Source organism: Arthrobacter sp. B1805, assembly GCF_002929745.1.
Classification (GTDB): domain Bacteria; phylum Actinomycetota; class Actinomycetes; order Actinomycetales; family Micrococcaceae; genus Arthrobacter_D.
Map to the genome: position 1 here is coordinate 227,328 of NZ_PJIQ01000006.1, position 17,594 is coordinate 244,921.

General features: G+C 66.9%; 11 protein-coding genes. 9 read left to right on the forward strand and 2 right to left on the reverse strand.

Annotated features, from left to right (window positions below):
• Nucleotides 1-148: 148 nt before the first annotated feature.
• The 6 genes from CXQ96_RS09225 (at nucleotide 149) to glgX (ending at nucleotide 6,768) form a co-directional block, all read left to right on the forward strand.
• Complete coding sequence (locus tag CXQ96_RS09225; protein WP_056546372.1) at nucleotides 149-631, forward strand: CarD family transcriptional regulator; 483 nt, start codon at nucleotides 149-151, stop codon at nucleotides 629-631.
• Nucleotides 632-700: 69 nt separating this feature from the next.
• Nucleotides 701-1,462, forward strand: a complete 762-nt coding sequence (ispD, locus tag CXQ96_RS09230; protein WP_104117733.1) for a 2-C-methyl-D-erythritol 4-phosphate cytidylyltransferase — start codon at nucleotides 701-703, stop codon at nucleotides 1,460-1,462.
• A gap of 61 nt (nucleotides 1,463-1,523) precedes the next feature.
• Nucleotides 1,524-2,057: a 2-C-methyl-D-erythritol 2,4-cyclodiphosphate synthase gene (ispF, locus tag CXQ96_RS09235; RefSeq protein WP_104117734.1), complete on the forward strand. Its 534-nt coding sequence runs from the start codon at nucleotides 1,524-1,526 to the stop codon at nucleotides 2,055-2,057.
• Nucleotides 2,058-2,080: 23 nt separating this feature from the next.
• Nucleotides 2,081-3,544: a cysteine--tRNA ligase gene (gene cysS, locus CXQ96_RS09240; protein WP_104117735.1), complete on the forward strand. Its 1,464-nt coding sequence runs from the start codon at nucleotides 2,081-2,083 to the stop codon at nucleotides 3,542-3,544.
• 123 nt (nucleotides 3,545-3,667) lie between these two features.
• Nucleotides 3,668-4,654, forward strand: a complete 987-nt coding sequence (gene rlmB, locus CXQ96_RS09245; RefSeq protein WP_104117736.1) for a 23S rRNA (guanosine(2251)-2'-O)-methyltransferase RlmB — start codon at nucleotides 3,668-3,670, stop codon at nucleotides 4,652-4,654.
• 8 nt (nucleotides 4,655-4,662) lie between these two features.
• Nucleotides 4,663-6,768, forward strand: a complete 2,106-nt coding sequence (gene glgX, locus CXQ96_RS09250) for a glycogen debranching protein GlgX (RefSeq protein WP_104117737.1) — start codon at nucleotides 4,663-4,665, stop codon at nucleotides 6,766-6,768.
• Nucleotides 6,769-6,876: 108 nt separating this feature from the next.
• Here the strand turns inward: glgX and glgP are convergent, their stop codons facing one another.
• Nucleotides 6,877-9,489, reverse strand: coding sequence for an alpha-glucan family phosphorylase (gene glgP / locus CXQ96_RS09255; RefSeq protein WP_181036410.1), 2,613 nt, complete (start codon nucleotides 9,487-9,489; stop codon nucleotides 6,877-6,879).
• 134 nt (nucleotides 9,490-9,623) lie between these two features.
• Here glgP and CXQ96_RS09260 point away from each other — a divergent pair, with 134 nt between their 5' ends.
• Genes CXQ96_RS09260 through glgB form a run of 3 tightly spaced genes read left to right on the forward strand, consistent with a single transcriptional unit; the run spans nucleotide 9,624 to nucleotide 17,235 of the window.
• Nucleotides 9,624-11,663: an alpha-1,4-glucan--maltose-1-phosphate maltosyltransferase gene (locus CXQ96_RS09260; protein WP_104117739.1), complete on the forward strand. Its 2,040-nt coding sequence runs from the start codon at nucleotides 9,624-9,626 to the stop codon at nucleotides 11,661-11,663.
• Nucleotides 11,663-13,429, forward strand: coding sequence for a maltose alpha-D-glucosyltransferase (gene treS, locus CXQ96_RS09265; protein WP_104117740.1), 1,767 nt, complete (start codon nucleotides 11,663-11,665; stop codon nucleotides 13,427-13,429). Before CXQ96_RS09260 ends, treS begins: the two co-directional genes overlap by 1 nt.
• A gap of 2 nt (nucleotides 13,430-13,431) precedes the next feature.
• Nucleotides 13,432-17,235, forward strand: a complete 3,804-nt coding sequence (glgB, locus tag CXQ96_RS09270; RefSeq protein ID WP_258058992.1) for a 1,4-alpha-glucan branching protein GlgB — start codon at nucleotides 13,432-13,434, stop codon at nucleotides 17,233-17,235.
• Nucleotides 17,236-17,382: 147 nt separating this feature from the next.
• Here the strand turns inward: glgB and CXQ96_RS18615 are convergent.
• Nucleotides 17,383-17,594: hypothetical protein (locus CXQ96_RS18615; protein ID WP_219816118.1), on the reverse strand; the 212-nt coding region annotated here is incomplete at its 5' end.

Genomic DNA, 17,594 nt, shown 5'->3' on the forward strand with positions numbered 1-17,594 from the left:
GGCTAGGCTCTCGGATCACCTAAAGCACCTTCCGTCAAGAGGCGAATGATAGCCAATTGTGCTTGTTTCGCCCGCCTGACCTGCGAAAACGCGCCGTCGGCGTGTCGTTGCCGTGATAAACTGACCTGCGGGAAAGGGGAAAGTCCACATGGTTTTTGAGGTCGGCGAAACAGTTGTTTACCCTCACCACGGCGCAGCGAAGATCGAAGAGATCAAGATGCGCGTCATCAAGGGCGAAGAGAAAATGTATCTCAAGCTCAAGGTGGCACAGGGTGATCTGACGATAGAAGTACCAGCAGAGAACGTTGACCTCGTAGGGGTTCGGGACGTGGTGGGCAAGGAAGGCCTCGAGCACGTGTTCGACGTCCTCCGGGCCGAATTCACGGAAGAGCCCACCAACTGGTCGCGACGCTACAAGGCGAACCTCGAGAAGCTTGCTTCGGGCGACGTCATCAAGGTCGCGGAGGTCGTCCGCGACCTCTGGCGCCGTGATCACGACCGCGGCCTGTCGGCCGGTGAGAAGAGGATGCTCGCGAAAGCGCGCCAGATCCTGATCTCCGAGCTGGCGCTCGCGGAAAAGACCGACGAAGAAAAGGCCGCAACTGTCCTCGACGAGGTTCTTGCATCCTAGGCGGTCGACGGTGACGAAAGAGGGACCTTCGGGTCCCTCTTTTTTGTTGCCCTGCCGTAGGGTGACGGGGTGTCCACGAACGATCGCCAGCCCTCCGCCCCGGCCACCGTCGGTGTCGTCCTGGTCGCCGCCGGATCCGGGCAGCGCCTCGGCCAGGGCATCCCCAAAGCCCGCGTCCTGTGTGGTGGGCGGACCCTCCTCGAGCACTCCCTGCAGGGCGTCGTCGCATCCGGCGTCGCACGGCACGTCGTTGTGGTTCTTCCTGCGGACGACCACGTCCTCGCCGGCGTCGTCGAACGCGCCGCTCGCGCGACCGCCGGCGGAACGAGTGCGCCGCTGGTGACCAGCGTGACCGGGGGAACGACCCGCACGGCGTCCGTGCGTGCGGGCATCGACGCACTGCCCGCGTCGGTCGGCGTCGTTCTGGTGCACGACGCCGCGCGAGCCCTTACTCCTCCCGCTGTGTTCCGGCGCGTGGCCGCCGCCGTTTCGGCGGATGTCCCCGCAGTGATCCCGGTGCTACCCGTCGTGGACACCGTCAAGGTCGTCGCCGGCAGTACTGTCATGGCCACTCCGGATCGGGCGACACTGCGCGCGGTGCAGACTCCCCAGGGGTTCGACGCCGCCGCCCTGCGCGCAGCCCACGCGGGTGCGAGTGCCGGCGACCCCGCCGTCACGGACGACGCCATGCTCATGGAAGCCCGCGGAGCGGTCGTCCACGTGGTCGATGGCGATTCCCTGGCCTTCAAGGTGACCACGCCCCTCGACCTCGTGATGGCCGAAGCAGTCCTCGGTCAGAGGGCGTTGGAGCAACCGGGCGCGGTGCCGTGATCGAAAGAGCGGTGTTCGTCCCGCATTTATCCGCCGAGCATGCCGAGCAGCAGGAGCAGACGTGTACCTGAACGAGCACGACCATCTTCCCCGTACCGGCATCGGAGTCGACGTCCACGCCTACGCCCCCGACGGCTCGGCCACGCCGTTGTGGCTTGCCGGACTCCTCTGGGAGGGGGAACGCGGACTGTCGGGCCATTCGGACGGCGATGCCGTGGCGCACGCGGCAGCGGACGCCCTGTTCTCGGCGGCCGGCGTCGGTGACCTAGGAACGCACTTCGGCACCGATCGCCCCGAATATGCCGGGGCTTCGGGTCATGCCCTGCTCGCGGCGGCCGCCACCATCGTCCGCGATGCCGGCTTCGATATCGGCAATATCGCAATTCAACTGATCGGCAACCGTCCGAAGTTCGGGCCCCGCCGCGCCGAGGCGGAGGCCGTGCTGTCGGATGCTGCGCAGGCTCCCGTCAGCATCTCCGCCACCACCACGGACGGGCTGGGCCTCACCGGCAGGGGTGAGGGCGTGGCTGCAATCGCTACCGCCGTCGTCGTGCGCTCCGCCGGCACGCGCCGCGGCGCCCCGGGGGCCGGGTAGTCGCCGCCGGGTAATCTGAAGCGGTGAGCCTGAGATTCTATGACACCGCCCGCGCCGAGGTGCGCCCCTTCGAGCCGCTCCAACCGGGCAGGGCGAGTCTCTACTACTGCGGAGCCACCGTGCAGGGCATGCCCCACGTCGGCCATGTGCGGTCGGCCATCGCATTCGACCAGCTGACCCGGTGGTTGGAAGCGCGGGGACTACGCGTCACCGTCGTCCGGAATGTCACGGATATCGATGACAAGATCCTCGCCAAGTCGCACGAATCGTTCCGCGCCGACGCAGCGCGGGATCCTTCGGTGGTTCCCGGAGAACAGTGGTGGGCCCTCGCTTTCCGCTTCGAGCAGGAATTCCACCGCGCGTATGCGGCCCTCGGTGTTCGTCCGCCCACCTACGAGCCCCGCGCCACCGGGCACATCCCGGAGATGCACGCCCTCATCCAGCTCCTGATCGATCGCGGCCACGCCTACCCGGCGCTGGATGATTCCGGCGACGTCTACTTCGACGTCCGTTCGTGGCCCGCGTACGGCAGTTTGACGCGGCAGGACATCGACGACATGCAGGCGGCTCCCGATGCCGACCCCAGGGGCAAGAAGGACCCACGCGACTTCGCGCTGTGGAAGGGATCCAAGGAGACCGATCCGGCCACCGCATCCTGGTCCAGCCCCTGGGGCACGGGGCGCCCGGGCTGGCACCTCGAGTGCTCGAGCATGGTCACCAAGTACCTCGGCACGGAGTTCGACATCCACGGCGGCGGCCTCGATCTGCGGTTCCCCCACCACGAGAACGAGATGGCGCAGTCGCAGGCCGCGGGGCACGCCTTCGCACGGTTCTGGATGCACAACGGCATGGTGACCTACGGCGGGGAGAAGATGTCGAAGTCGATCGGCAACACCGTGAGCCCCCAGGAGATGATCGACGCCGCGGGCCCCCGGGTCGTGCGCTACTACCTCGGCCAGGCGCACTACCGCTCGGTGCTCGACTACCGCGAGACGTCCCTGCAGGAAGCCGCCGCGGCAGTGGCCCGTATCGACGGGTTCATCGCCAAGGCGTCCGCCCGCGTCGGTGCCCCTTCGCGTGGTGCCGTCGCTGCAGGCGACGTGCCGCCGGCATTCGCGGAGGCGATGGACGACGACCTCAATGTGCCGCAGGCCCTCGCGGTCCTCCATACGACTGTGCGCAGCGGCAATACGGCCATGGCGGAGGGGGATGACGACGTCGTGCGGAACAGTCTGGCCGCCACCGTCGCCATGACCGCCGTGCTGGGGCTCGACGACGCCGGCGGCCCTGCGGACCGTGCTGCTGCGGACGCAGGCATGGCGAGCGCACTCGACGCTCTCATCGGTGACCGCATCGCCGAGCGCCGCGAGGCCCGGAGCGCGCGGGACTGGGCGCGTGCGGATGCAATACGCGATGCCCTGGCTGCTGCGGGAATCACGCTCGAGGACTCGGCCGACGGCGTGAGCTGGTCCCTTTCCGGGAACTGACCGGGGGAGTGCCGGGCGCCACAGTGGCCGGCACCTGAAGCGACTGCTGATCCGGTGCCCGGGCACGGGGTCAGCTCCGCGTAAACTGGAACGGATTCTTCTTCTATATAAAGGTGTTTTTCCATGGCCAGTCACGGACGTCCAGGCGCGGTTCGCAAAACGAAAAAGGGCCCCACCATCGGTACCGGCGGACACGGACGCCAGTCGCTTGAGGGCAAGGGCCCCACTCCCAAGGCGGAGGACCGCCCGTACCACAAGGCGTACAAGAACAAGGAGCTGGCCGAGCGTTCCGCTGTGAAGCGAGCAGGTGGTGGCAAGGGTGCCGGCACCGGCCGCACCAAGGGCAAGGCGGCGGAGGAAGTCGTCACCGGTCGCAACTCCGTCGTGGAGGCCCTTCGGGCGGGTATCCCCGCGAAGGCGCTCCACGTCGCGATCCGCATCGAGATGGATGACCGCGTGCGCGAATCGCTGAAGATGGCCGCCGAGCGCGGTATCCCGGTCATGGAGACGGGAAAGCCGGAACTCGACCGCATGACGGACGGCGCCGTGCATCAGGGGCTCATGCTCCAGATCCCCCCGTACGAATACGCGGATGCGCTGGACCTCGTCGACGAGACCATCGAGCGGTACCGGCGCGGACACATCGGTAACGCGCCGCTCTTCGTCGCCCTCGACGGCATCACCGACCCCCGCAACCTCGGCGCCATCATCCGATCCGCGTCGGCCTTCAGCAGCCACGGCGTGATCGTGCCCGAGCGTCGCTCGGTGGGTGTGACGGCGTCGGCATGGAAGACCAGTGCCGGTGCAGCCGTCCGCGTCCCGGTGGCGCGGGTAGGAAACCTCAACTCGGCTCTGAAATCGTTCAAGGACAAGGGCATCTTCGTCCTCGGGCTCGATGGGGACGGCGACGTCTCGCTGCCCGAGCTGACCCTCGGCCGCGACCCGATCTGCATCGTCGTGGGCTCCGAGGGCAAGGGATTGTCCCGGCTCGTGCGTGAGAACTGCGACCAGATCGTTTCCATCCCCATCGATTCCGCGATGGAATCCCTGAACGCCTCGATGGCGGTGGGGATCACGCTCTACGAGGTCTCGCGTCAGCGCGCGGTCTGACCAGGACCATGACCCAGTCCGCGCAGCCGCTGTCCCTCGTCTCCCGGGAGTTCCCGCTCGGACTTCACGCCATCAGGAACGCCTGGGGGCGGGACGAGCAGGCGAACGCCGCCGTCTGGGCGCCCGCGATCACCTCGATGGATGTGCACTGGCAACGCGAGGACGGGTCGTGGACGTCGGAGACGCTGGTCGGGCTCGACGGCGGCGTGCACCACGGCGTCGTCGGCCCTGTTCCGGCGGGGGCGCTCTACGCCTTCTGGCCGACCGGCAGGGAGGTCCCGGGCGACGTCGGCGCGGCCCAGCTGCTCCTCGATCCCTACGCGCGCGCCGTGGAGACCGTCGAGACGCAGTCCGGAACCGACGAGTCGTCCGGGATCGCCTACTATTCCGTCTTCCTCGAGCATGAGTTCGACTGGGGGACGAGCGAGCGTCCCCGCACCCCCTGGCGGGAGACCGTCATCTACGAAGCGCACGTCAAGGGACTGACGAAACTCCACCCCGACGTGCCGGGCCCGCTCCGCGGCACGTACGCCGGGCTCGCCCACCCGGCCATGGTCGCGTACCTCCGGGACCTGGGAATCACCGCCGTCGAGCTCCTGCCCATTCATTTCCACATCGACGAGCCGCACCTGGAACCCCTCGGGCTCAGCAACTACTGGGGCTACAACACGCTCGGATTCTTTTCCGCGCACACCGACTACGCAACAGCTGCCGCCCGCGCGGCCGGACCCGCGGCCGTCCTCGACGAGTTCAAGGGCATGGTCCGCGCGCTGCACGAGGCAGGTATCGAGGTCATCCTCGACGTGGTCTACAACCACACGGCAGAAGGTGGCCAGGACAGGCCTGCCCTTTGCTGGCGCGGGTTGGGCGACCTGGACTACTACCGGCACGATGACACCGGGCGCTACGTCGACACGACTGGCTGCGGGAACAGCCTCGACTTCTCGCAGCCGCGCGTCGTCGAGTTCGCGCTCGACTCCCTGCGGTACTGGGTCGAGGAGTGCCACATAGACGGGTTCCGTTTTGACCTCGCGGTGACCCTGGCCAGGGACGAGCGGAACGCCTTCACGCCCCGGCATCCCTTCCTCGTCGCGGCGGGTGCGTCCAAGGCGCTGCGCGGAACGAAGCTCATCGCCGAGCCGTGGGACATCGGCCCGGACGGCTGGCAGACAGGGCGCTTCCCGGTCGGGTGGGCCGACTGGAACGACGGCTTCCGCGATACGGTCCGCGACTTCTGGCTCGGCGACATCGGCTCCCTCGCGCGCGGTGGCACGGGATCATCGCCTGCAAGACTCGCGAGCTGCCTCGCCGGTTCCGCCGCGACGTTCGCCGCGTCGGGTCGCAGTGCCCTGGCCTCGGTCAACCTGGTGACAGCGCATGACGGATTCACGCTCGCCGACCTCACCGCGTACGAGCGGAAGCACAACGAGGTCAATGGTGAGGGCAACCGCGACGGGCACGGCGACAACCGGAGCTACAACCACGGAGCGGAGGGCCGCACCGAGGACGAGTCGACCCTTGCCGCCCGCGAGCGGAGTGCCCGCAACGTCATGGCGTCCCTGCTCATCTCGCTGGGGCCGCCCATGATCACAGCCGGTGACGAGCTCGGGCGGACCCAGCATGGCAACAACAACGCCTATTGCCAGGACAACGAGCTCTCCTGGGTGCACTGGCCCGACGACGCGGCGTCGCGTCGCATGCTGGAGGCGACGCGTACCCTGCTGTCCATCCGCAGGGAGTTCCTCGCCGGGCAGCCCGGCACTTTTCCGTCGCGCGCCGATCAGTTGACGCTCCTCTGGTTCAACGCAGCGGGGTTGCCGATGACGGCCCACGAATGGGACGACCCGCACACCAGGACGGTTCAGCTGCTCCTCGGATCGACCGGTGGCACGATCAACGGGCTCGTCGTGATCAACGGATCGCTGCGGGACGAGCGGGTGCACCTGCCGTCCGCGTGGATCCTGCAGGGGCAGGGCGTCCAGGGCGAGCAACCGCGCTGGTTCAGCCAGACCTTCGATTCCGCTGCGAACGGGCCTCTGTCGAGCGCACCCCGGTTGCGCTCCGGCGAGGCCGATGTGGTGGCGGCCGACTCCGTGCGGGTCTACCGCTGCTGAGGCGGACAGGACATGCCGGATAGCTCCCGGAACGACGAAGCCCGGGACCACGAGGTCCCGGGCTTCGTCGTCGCACCCCCGGTGGGGCTACAACCGTCAGGAGGGCTGTCAGGCGTTGACGACGAGTCCCAGCTCGGCCTTCGTGGCGAGGGTCGCATGTTTCGGCAGGACCCTCACGGTGTACCCGAAGGAACCTGAGTGGTCGATCCGGATGCTGCCGGCGAACAGGTAGCGTCCGCTGCCGAGGTTCTCGGCCACGTCGAGGTCCTCCACCTCGACGTCGCTCAATTCGTCGTTCTCGAGGGCGCGGCCATAAGCCACCTCCACTGCGACGTCGTCCGGGTCCAGGCCACCGAGCGACACATAAGCGCTGACCGTCAGCGAGTCGCCGATCTGCGGATCCTCCGAGACCCCCGTCGAGTCGACATGTTCCACCTGCACGGCGGGCCAGCTGCCCTGGACGCGTGAGCGCCACGCAGCCGTGCGCTTTGCGAGAGCGAAGTGGTCCGCGGCCGCCTCCTGGCCGGCGCGCCAGGCCGGACGGTAGAGCTTCTCGACATAGTCCTGCAGCATGCGCTCGGCCGACACAGCCGGACCGAGCGTTGCCATGGTGTGCTTGATCATCGCGATCCACTGGTGCGGGACGCCGTCGCGGGAAGGCTCCGAAGGGCCTGCGGCTCCCGCTCCCTCGGCGGGGAGCAACGAATAGAACCGCGGCCCGACCTGGGTCTCGAGGAGGTCGTAGAGGGCAGCAGCCTCGATGTCGTCCCGCTCGTCGGCCGACGCCCCGTTATTGGCCGTGGGGATCGCCCAACCGTTGTCGCCGTCGTACATCTCGTCCCACCAGCCGTCGAGGACGGAGAGGTTGAGGCCGCCATTGATGGCAGCCTTCATGCCCGAGGTGCCACAGGCCTCGAGCGGCCGCAGCGGATTGTTCAGCCAGACGTCGCAGCCCGGGAAAAGCGTGCGAGCCATGGCGATGTCGTAGTTGGGCAGGAACACGATGCGGTGCCTGACCTCGGGGTCGTCCGTGAACCGGACGAGATCCTGGATCATGCGCTTGCCCTGCTCGTCGGCGGGGTGCGACTTGCCCGCGATCACGAGCTGGATGGGGTGATCCGGGTGCAGGAGCAACGCCTTGAGGCGGGCCGGGTTCCGAAGCATGAGCGTGAGGCGCTTGTAGGTCGGTACCCGACGGGCGAAGCCGATAGTGAGGACGTCCGGGTCCAGGACGGAGTCGGTCCAGGTCAGTTCTGCATCGGCAGCTCCGCGCTTCTTCCAGGAAGCGCGCAGGCGCTGGCGTACGTCGTCGACCAGGTTCGAGCGCAGGCTCCGGCGGAGGGCCCAGATGTCCGTGTCGGGCACGTCGTAGACCTTGCTCCACTGAGGATCGAGGATGGAACCGGCACCGAAGTTCGCCAGTGCGAAATCCGCGATCTCCGGATCCACCCAGCTCGGGACATGCACGCCGTTGGTGACGGACGTGATGGGAACCTCCCGCGTGTCGAATCCTGGCCAGAGCCCCGAGAACATGCCCCGCGACACCTCGCCGTGCAGCTTGGCCACGCCGTTGGCGCGCTGCGCGAGACGCAGGCCCATGACCGCCATGTTGAACTTCGTCGGATCGCCGTCCGTGTAGTTCTCCGCACCGAGCGCCAGAACGCGATCCGTGGGTACTGAGGGTGCGAGCCCGGCGTGGAAGAAGTGCTCGATCTGTGAGCGGTCGAAGCGGTCGATCCCGGCGGGCACGGGCGTGTGCGTCGTGAACACGGTCGATGCGCGCCCGGCCGTCAGGGCCTCTTCCCAGCTCATGGGGGATTCGTTCGAAGGGTCCATCAGTTCGCGGATGCGCTCGATGCCGAGGAAACCGGCGTGGCCCTCGTTGGTGTGGAACACCTCGGGTGCGGGCATGCCGGTGAGGCGCTGGAAGATACGGAGCGCCTTGACCCCACCCATGCCGAGGAGCAGCTCCTGCTGGAGGCGCTGGTCCCCGCCGCCGCCGTACAGGCGGTCGGTGACGTTGCGGGCCGCTTCGTCGTTCTCGGCGACGTTGGAGTCGAGGAGCAGGAGGGGGACACGTCCGACGTCGGCACGCCAGATGTGTGCGGAGAGCTGCCGGCCGTTCGGCAGCGGCAGGACGACCTTCGCGGCGGAGCCGTCCTCCTCGCGGAGCAGGGTGAGGGGGAGACCGTCGGGATCGAGGACGGGATAGGTCTCCTGCTGCCAGGCGTCGCGCGAGAGGGACTGCTTGAAATAGCCGGCCTGGTAGAGCAATCCGACGCCCACCAGCGGAACGCCGAGGTCGGAGGCGGACTTCAGGTGGTCGCCGGCCAGGATGCCGAGGCCACCGGAGTACTGGGGGAGGACGGCGCTGATTCCGTACTCGGGGGAGAAGTAGGCGATGCTGCGGGGGGCGTCGTCGCCGAGGCTCTGGTACCAGCGTGGTTCCGCCAGGTAGCTATCGAGGTCGGCGCCCAGCTCCTGGATGCGCTGCACCAGCCTTTCGTCGGAGGCGAGCTGCTGGAGCTTCTCCCGCGTTACGGATCCGAGGAACGCAACCGGGTCATGCCCGCTCTCCTCCCAGGCGATGGGGTCGATCTCCTCGAAGAGGCGCGAGGTCGGAAGATGCCACGACCAGCGCAGGTTGCCCGCGAGTTTGCCGAGCGGAGCGATGTTCTCGGGGAGGACGGTCTTGACGGTAAATCTCCGGATAGCCTTCACCCCGGTTACGCTAGCGCACTTGCCCTGCGGCGGGAACGACTCGCCGCGTAAACGCTTGCTCAGCCCGAATGAGACCGTGATGTTACGCAAAGCTCCCTTAGCAATCTGGCCCATTACTCGCTAACGTCGTACGGGTGACGACCACTTCCGAGCAGAACCGAAATGCCCAGTATCCCGAAGGACTTCGCTTCGGCCGCATCCCGATCACGGCAGTGAGTCCCGTAGTAGAGGACGGACGCTTCCCGGCCAAGGGGATTCCCGGCTCCGACATCGCCGTCGGAGCGACCGTGTTCCGTGAGGGTCATGACCAGCTGGGCGTGTCAGCCGTGCTGTACGACCCCAAGGGCAAGGAAGTGCAGCGCGTCCGCATGACACCCGTCGGTTCCGGCCTCGACCGCTGGGCCGGAACCCTGACTCCCCGCACCAAGGGCCTGCACACCTTCACGATCGAGGGTTGGTCGGACGTCTTCGGCACCTGGGAACACGATGCGACGATCAAGATCGCAGCCGGCGTCGACGTCGAACTCATGCTCGCGGAGGGTGCGGCTCTCTTCAGCCGTGCAGCCGAAGAACGATCGGCGCGGGACGCGGCGCTCTTCCGTCGCACCGCAGCCGCCCTTGCCGATTCCTCGCAGAGCGTCGACGCCCGGCTTGCTGCGGGACTGTCTCCACAGATCCACGAGGCGATCGCCCGCCAGCCCATCCGCACACTGGTGACTGCATCGCAGGCGTACCCCATCAACGTCGAGCGTGAGCTGGCGGGCCGCGCCGCCTGGTACGAGTTCTTCCCCCGGTCCGAGGGCGCCACCTACGACCCGGAGACGGCGGAGTGGACCTCCGGCACCTTCCGGGAAGCAACCAAGCGGCTCGACGCCATCGCGGCCATGAACTTCGACGTCGTCTACCTGCCGCCCATCCACCCGATCGGGCGCACTCACCGCAAGGGCCCCAACAACACGCTGGTCGCCGGTCCCGGTGATCCCGGGTCGCCCTGGGCCATCGGTTCGGAGGACGGCGGACACGACGCGATCCACCCCGATCTCGGTACCTTCGAGGACTTCGACGCCTTCGTCGCGCGCGCTTCCGAGCTGAACCTGGAAGTGGCCCTCGACCTGGCGCTGCAGGCATCGCCGGACCACCCCTGGGTCACGAGCCACCCCGAGTGGTTCACGACGCGCGTCGACGGTTCCATCGCCTACGCGGAGAACCCGCCCAAGAAGTACCAGGACATCTACCCGATCAACTTCGACAACGATCCGTCGGGGCTTGCCAAGGAGGTCCTCCGGATCGTCCTGATGTGGGTGCAGCACGGGGTGAAGATCTTCCGTGTCGACAATCCCCACACAAAGCCCGTCCAGTTCTGGGAATGGCTCATCGGCCGCGTCAACCGGAAACACCCGGACGTCATCTTCCTCGCGGAGGCCTTCACGCGTCCGCCGATGATGCACGCGCTCGGCCGTGCCGGATTCCAGCAGTCGTACTCGTACTTCACCTGGAGGAACACGAAGACGGAGCTCGAGGAGTACTTCACCGAGATCAGCAAGGTCTCGCCGGCCTACTTCCGGCCGAACTTCTTCGTGAACACGCCAGACATCCTGACCGAGTACCTCCAGTACGGCGGACCGGCCGCGTTCAAGATCCGAGCGGTGCTGGCGTCGATGGCGAGCCCACTGTGGGGCGTGTACTCCGGCTACGAGTTGTTCGAGCACGTCGCCCGGCCGGGTGCGGAGGAATACATCGACAACGAGAAGTTCCAGTACCGTCCCCGGGACTATGCGGCAGCCGAGGCCGAGGGACGCTCGCTGTCCCCCTTCATTACGAGGCTGAATGCGATCCGCAGGGCGCATCCCGCGCTCGGCGACCTCGAGAACCTCAGCATCCACAGCAGCACCGACCCCGCCACCGTGGTCTTCGCCAAGCACAAGCAGACGGCGGAGGGCAAGGACACTCTCATCGTCGTCGTCAATGTGGATCCGCACAGTACGAGGGAGAGCACGGTCTCGCTCGACCTTGCACAGCTGGGCCTCGATGCTGCCGACTACGACGCGAATGGCACCTTCCTCGTGGACGACCTCATCACAGGACAGACCTTCACCTGGGGCGAGCACAATTACGTCCGGCTGGACCCCCACGTCGAGCCGGCTCACATCCTTTCAATCAGGAGGCAGCACTAGTGCCCAATCCCTTCCAGCTCAACGCACCTGGACTGGCCCATGACCCCCACTGGTACCGCAAGGCGGTCTTCTACGAGGCCCTCGTCCGCGGGTTCGCCGATGCCAACGGGGACGGGTCCGGCGACCTCAGCGGCCTGATCGAGAAGCTGGACTACCTCCAGTGGCTCGGCGTCGACTGCCTCTGGCTGCCGCCGTTCTTCAAGTCACCGCTGCGCGACGGCGGCTACGACATCTCGGACTACTACGACGTCCTCGACGAGTTCGGATCACTGAGCGATTTCAAGCGTCTCGTCGCCGAGGCGCACGCGCGCGGCGTCCGAGTGATCATCGACCTGCCCATGAACCACACCTCGGAGCAGCACCACTGGTTCCAGGAATCACGCAGGGATCCCGAGGGCCCGTACGGCGACTTCTACGTCTGGAGCGACACGGACGAGAAGTACCAGGACGCGCGCATCATCTTCGTCGACACCGAGGAGTCGAACTGGACGTTCGACCCGGTGCGCCGCCAGTTCTTCTGGCACCGGTTCTTCAGCCACCAGCCGGACCTCAACTTCGAGAACCCCAAGGTGCAGGAAGCCATCTTCGACGTCGTGAGGTTCTGGCTGGACCAGGGCATCGACGGCTTCAGGGCGGATGCCATCCCCTACCTCTTCGAGGAGGAGGGCACCAACTGCGAGAACCTGCCCAAGACGCACGAGTTTCTCAAGCGGCTCCGCGCCATGGTGGACGAGAAGTACCCGGGTCGCGTCATCATCGCCGAGGCGAACCAGATGCCGGACGAGGTCGTCGAGTACTTCGGCGACGAAGACGCCGCGGAATGCCACATGGCCTTCCACTTCCCGATCATGCCGCGCCTCTTCTACGCGCTGCGGGACCAGAAGGCCGCCCCCATCATCGAGACGATGAAGGATACCCCTGCCATACCCGCCGGTGCGCAGTGGGGCACCTTCCTCCGGAACCACGACGAGCTCACGCTCGAGATGGTGACCAACGAGGAGCGCGAGGCGATGCTCGGCTGGTACGCGCCCGATCCCCGCATGCGGGCCAACGTCGGAATCCGTCGTCGGCTCTCACCGCTGCTGGACAACTCACGAGCGGAGATCGAGCTGATCCACGCACTGCTGCTGTCCCTGCCGGGGAGCCCGTTCCTGTACTACGGCGACGAGATCGGCATGGGTGACAACATCTGGCTCGAGGACCGCGACGCGTCGCGCACCCCGATGCAGTGGAACCCGGACCGCAATGCGGGCTTCTCGCCGGTGGACCCGGGCAAGCTGTACCTGCCGGTCGTGCAGTCGCTGGTCTATCACTACAACCACGTGAACGTGGAAGCCCAGATGGCGACCTCGAGCTCGCTGCTGCACTGGGTGCGACAGATGCTCGCGGTGCGCAAGGCGCATCCTGCGTTCGGACTGGGGGAGTACCGCAACGTCCCCGTCGAGTCCGAGCATGTCCTCGCCTTCCTCCGGGAGGTCGACGAGAGCAACGCCGAGGGCGAGGCCGCCGAGTCGGTGCTCTGCGTCTTCAACCTGTCGCAGCATCCCGTTGCCGCGAGGATGCGCCTCCCGGAGTTCGCCGGCCGTGGCCTGCGGGACCTCTTCGGCGGGTCGATCTTCCCTGCCTTCGAGGAGGACGGCGGAGTCACCCTGACACTCGGCAGCCACGACTTCTTCTGGTTGCGCGTCCGCTCCGCGAGCTCGAACACCTCATCCCCCCACACCTCGGCGATGCCCGTCATCTCCGTACCGGAGGCAGTCAGATAATGGTGACCCACATCCCGTTCATCCCGGAGATCCTCACCGAATGGCTTCCGTCTCAGCGGTGGTTCCCCGCGAAGGGTCGGTCCGTGGACCTGACGGTCGTCGGCGGCACGGTGCTGGAGGACCCCTCGGGCAACGCCGGTTTCGAGGTGCATTTCCTGGCGGTCGAGTCAGGACGCCGGACCGACGTCGTCAGCGTGCCGATCAGCTACCGCAGCGAACCGCTCGACGACGCCGCGTCCGGCCTGATCGGGCAGGTGGAGCACCCCGAGCTCGGGACACGGTGGGCCTACGACGCAACGCACGACGCCGACTTCGTGCGGCTCTGGGTGGACTTCATCCTCACGGGCGGAGCCACTCCGGACGGGCGGTTGACCGGCGTGGTCGTCACGGCGCCGGATCACCAGGAGCCGGGCACTGCCCAGCCCGTCAAGGTGCTGCAGGGCGAGCAGTCCAACACCTCGGTGGTCTACGGCACCGGCCCGGGTTCCATGATCGTGAAGTTCTTCAGGGTCCTCGCGGCCGGTGAGAGCCCGGACGTGCAGATCAGCGCCGGGCTCACGGCCGGTGGCTCGACGGACACCCCGGCAACCTTCGGGTGGGTCACCGGCACCTGGCAGGAGGCCCAGGGCGAGCCTGGCCACCACGTGACCGGGCACGTCAGCGTGCTCCGCGACTTCGTCGAGGGGAGTACGGACGCGTGGCGCACGGCGTCGGCTGCCGCCGTGAGCGGAACGGACTTCACGGCGGAGGCCCGAGGCCTCGGGCGAGCAGTGGCCAGGATCCACCGCCAGCTCGACGGCGCGTTCGGCAGCCGCAAGGCCACCGCGGCGGAAGAGCGGGAGTTCAGGGACGCGCTGGCCCACCGCATCCGCTGGGCGTGGGAGGAAGCGGGCGACGCCGTCGGACCCCTGGATGCAGAGGTGCAGCGGATCGTCCGGGACATCGAGACACTCGAGGACATTCCCGCCCTGCAGCGGATTCATGCCGACCTCCACCTCGGTCAGGTACTCCAGGCGCCCGACGGCACCTGGCTCGTCATCGACTTCGAGGGTGAACCCCTGCGTCCCACCGCCGAACGGAGCGTCCCGGATGTCCCCGTGCGCGACGTCGTCGGCATGGTCCGGTCGCTCGAGTACGCTGCGGCCTCCCGCGGGGCAGCTCCCGTAGGCTCGCCCGAGGCGGCCGTCACCGAGCAGTGGTCCGACGCGGCGCGTTCAGCGTTCCTCGACGGGTACGCGGAGGAGTCCGGTACGCCGGTCGACACCTCCGGCCCCCTCTTCCGCGCCCTGTGGCTCGACAAGGCCCTGTACGAAGTCGTCTACGAGATACGCAACAGACCGGACTGGGTCGAGATGCCTGTCCGGGATGTCCGACGCGCACTGGGTGTACAGCCCGGAGCGGACGCTACGAAAGCAGCTGACATGGAACCTTCGAAGAATTCCGGCCCGGATCAGGGCGCGGACGAACAGACACTCGCGGGCAAGGCGGCCCGGGCCGTCACCGGCGCGGCCAAGGCCGTGGCCGGGAAGGCCAAGGGCGTGACCGCCGTCCTGACGGACACAGCAGGGGACGCCGAGTCCGGAGCGGACACGGCGCCGGTTGCCGGTTCAGCGGCTCCGGCCCTCACACCGGTTCCGGTCGAGGAGTCCGTCCTCCAGCAGGTCTCCGAGGGGATCTACCATCAGCCCCACGCCGTGCTGGGCGCGCACCTCGGTGACGGCGACGTCGTGACCGTCCGGACGCTGCGGCGACTGGCCCGCTCCGTCGTCGTCATCACGGGTACCGGCCGCACGGAACTGCGGCACGAACACAACGGTATCTGGGTCGGCGCCCTCGCGGCCGAGAACCCGGGCCACGTACCCGACTACCGGCTGGAAGTGACCTACGACGGCGATCCGGTGATCGTCGACGACCCGTACCGGTTCCTCCCGACGCTCGGCGAGATCGACATGCACCTCATCGGCGAGGGGCGGCACGAGACACTGTGGACGGCGCTCGGCGCCCACGTGCGCCACTACTCGTCCGTCCTGGGCGATATCGAAGGCGTCTCCTTCGCTGTGTGGGCACCCAATGCGCGGTCCGTCCAGGTCATGGGTGACTTCAATGGCTGGGATGGAAGCGTCAACGCGATGCGGGCACTCGGCAGTTCGGGCATCTGGGAGATCTTCATCCCGGGCGCCGGCCCGGGAACCTGCTACAAGTTCCACATCCTTGGCAGCGACGGACAGTGGCGCGAGAAGGCCGACCCGATGGCGCGCGGCACCGAGATCCCGCCGCTCACCGGCTCGAAGGTCGTCGAATCGACCTACGTCTTCGAGGACGACGAGTGGATGCAGGCCCGCGCGGCCAACGACCCCCACAACGGTCCGATGAGCGTCTACGAGGTGCATTTGGGGTCCTGGCGACAGGGACTCAGCTATCGGGAACTCGCCCAGCAGCTGGTCGAATACGTCTCGTGGCAGGGCTTCACGCACGTGGAGCTGATGCCGGTCGCCGAGCACCCGTTCGGCGGCTCGTGGGGTTACCAGGTCACGTCCTACTTCGCGCCCACCTCCCGCTTCGGTTCACCGGACGACTTCAAGTACCTGGTCGACAGGCTCCACCAGGCGGGAATCGGCGTCATCATGGACTGGGTCCCCGCGCACTTCCCGAAGGACGCCTGGGCGCTGGCGAAGTTCGACGGCGGCACCCTGTACGAGCACGGTGATCCCTTCCTCGGCGAGCACCGCGACTGGGGAACCCTGATCTTCGACTTCGGCCGCCGGGAGGTCCGCAACTTCCTCGTCGCGAACGCGCTGTACTGGCTCGAGGAGTTCCACATCGACGGGCTGCGGGTCGACGCCGTCGCTTCCATGCTCTACCTGAACTACTCGCGGGAGGAGGGCCAGTGGCGGCCGAACAAGTTCGGCGGCCAGGAGAACCTCGAAGCGATCTCCTTCCTGCAGGAGGTCAATGCGACTGCCTACAAGCGTGCGCCGGGCATCGTCATGGTCGCCGAGGAATCGACAGCGTTCGACGGCGTCACCCGCCCGACGAGCGCGGGCGGACTCGGCTTCGGCATCAAGTGGAACATGGGCTGGATGCACGACACCCTGGAGTACATCTCCGAGGATCCGATCAATCGGGTGCACCATCACGGGAAGGCGACCTTCTCGATGGTGTACGCCTACACGGAAAACTTCATGCTTCCCATCAGCCACGACGAGGTCGTGCACGGCAAGGGTTCACTGCTGCGCAAGATGCCGGGAGACCGCTGGCAGCAACTGGCGAACGTCCGTGCGTACCTCGCCTTCCAGTGGGCGCACCCCGGCAAGCAGCTGATCTTCATGGGTTCGGAGTTCGCGCAGGAGGCCGAGTGGGCCGAGCACCACAGCCTCGATTGGTGGCTGACGGAAACGCCTTCCCATCAGGGCGTCCAGAAACTGGTCCGCTCGCTCAACACGATCTACAGGGAGACACCGGCGCTGTATGCCCGTGACAACGAGCCGGCCGGGTTCCAGTGGATCGACGAGAACGACGGCGAGCACAACACGCTGTCGTTCATCCGCTGGGACCACCAGGGCAACCCACTGGTGTGCATCGCCAATTTCGCCGGCGGACCCCACGAGGGCTTCCGGGTCGGCCTGCCCTGGGCCGGCGAGTGGACCGAGGTCCTCAACACCGACTCCGAGGAGTTCGGTGGATCCGGGGTCGGCAATCTCGGGCTCGTGACGGCGCGCGAGGGTGCCCACAACGGGCAGCCCGCCTATGGCGACGTCCGTGTACCGCCGCTCGGGGTGCTGTATCTGAAGCCCGCAGCGTCCTGACCGAGCTTCCTTAGCAGCAACAGCGGCGGACTCCCTGGAATGGGAGTCCGCCGCTGTTTACATTCAGGCCGAGCCGGTGCTACTGTAGGTACCCGCGCTGATGAAGTTATCTAGTCGGCCGACAACCACACAACACAGGCTCTCCTCCTATCCGCATGGAATGGAACGAATGCCTGGAGGTGGGAACCGGCCGATTTGGACAAACGGAAATAGTGCGGGTAAGCTTGAAAAGTTGCTTCGGAGCGATGACATGACGGTTTGGTTGTGTTTGGTGCCGGTAGCTCCTGTTGTTTGAGAACTCAATAGTGTGCCAAGTTTGTTGATACCGATTGTTTTTTGATTGGTTGAATTTGCTGGTT

Coding starts and splice junctions, on each gene's coding strand:
- CXQ96_RS09225 (WP_056546372.1), top strand. CDS start 149: ATGGTTTTTGAGGTCGGCGAAACAGTTGTTTACCCTCACCACGGCGCA.
- rlmB (WP_104117736.1), top strand. CDS start 3,668: ATGGCCAGTCACGGACGTCCAGGCGCGGTTCGCAAAACGAAAAAGGGC.
- glgX (WP_104117737.1), top strand. CDS start 4,663: ATGACCCAGTCCGCGCAGCCGCTGTCCCTCGTCTCCCGGGAGTTCCCG.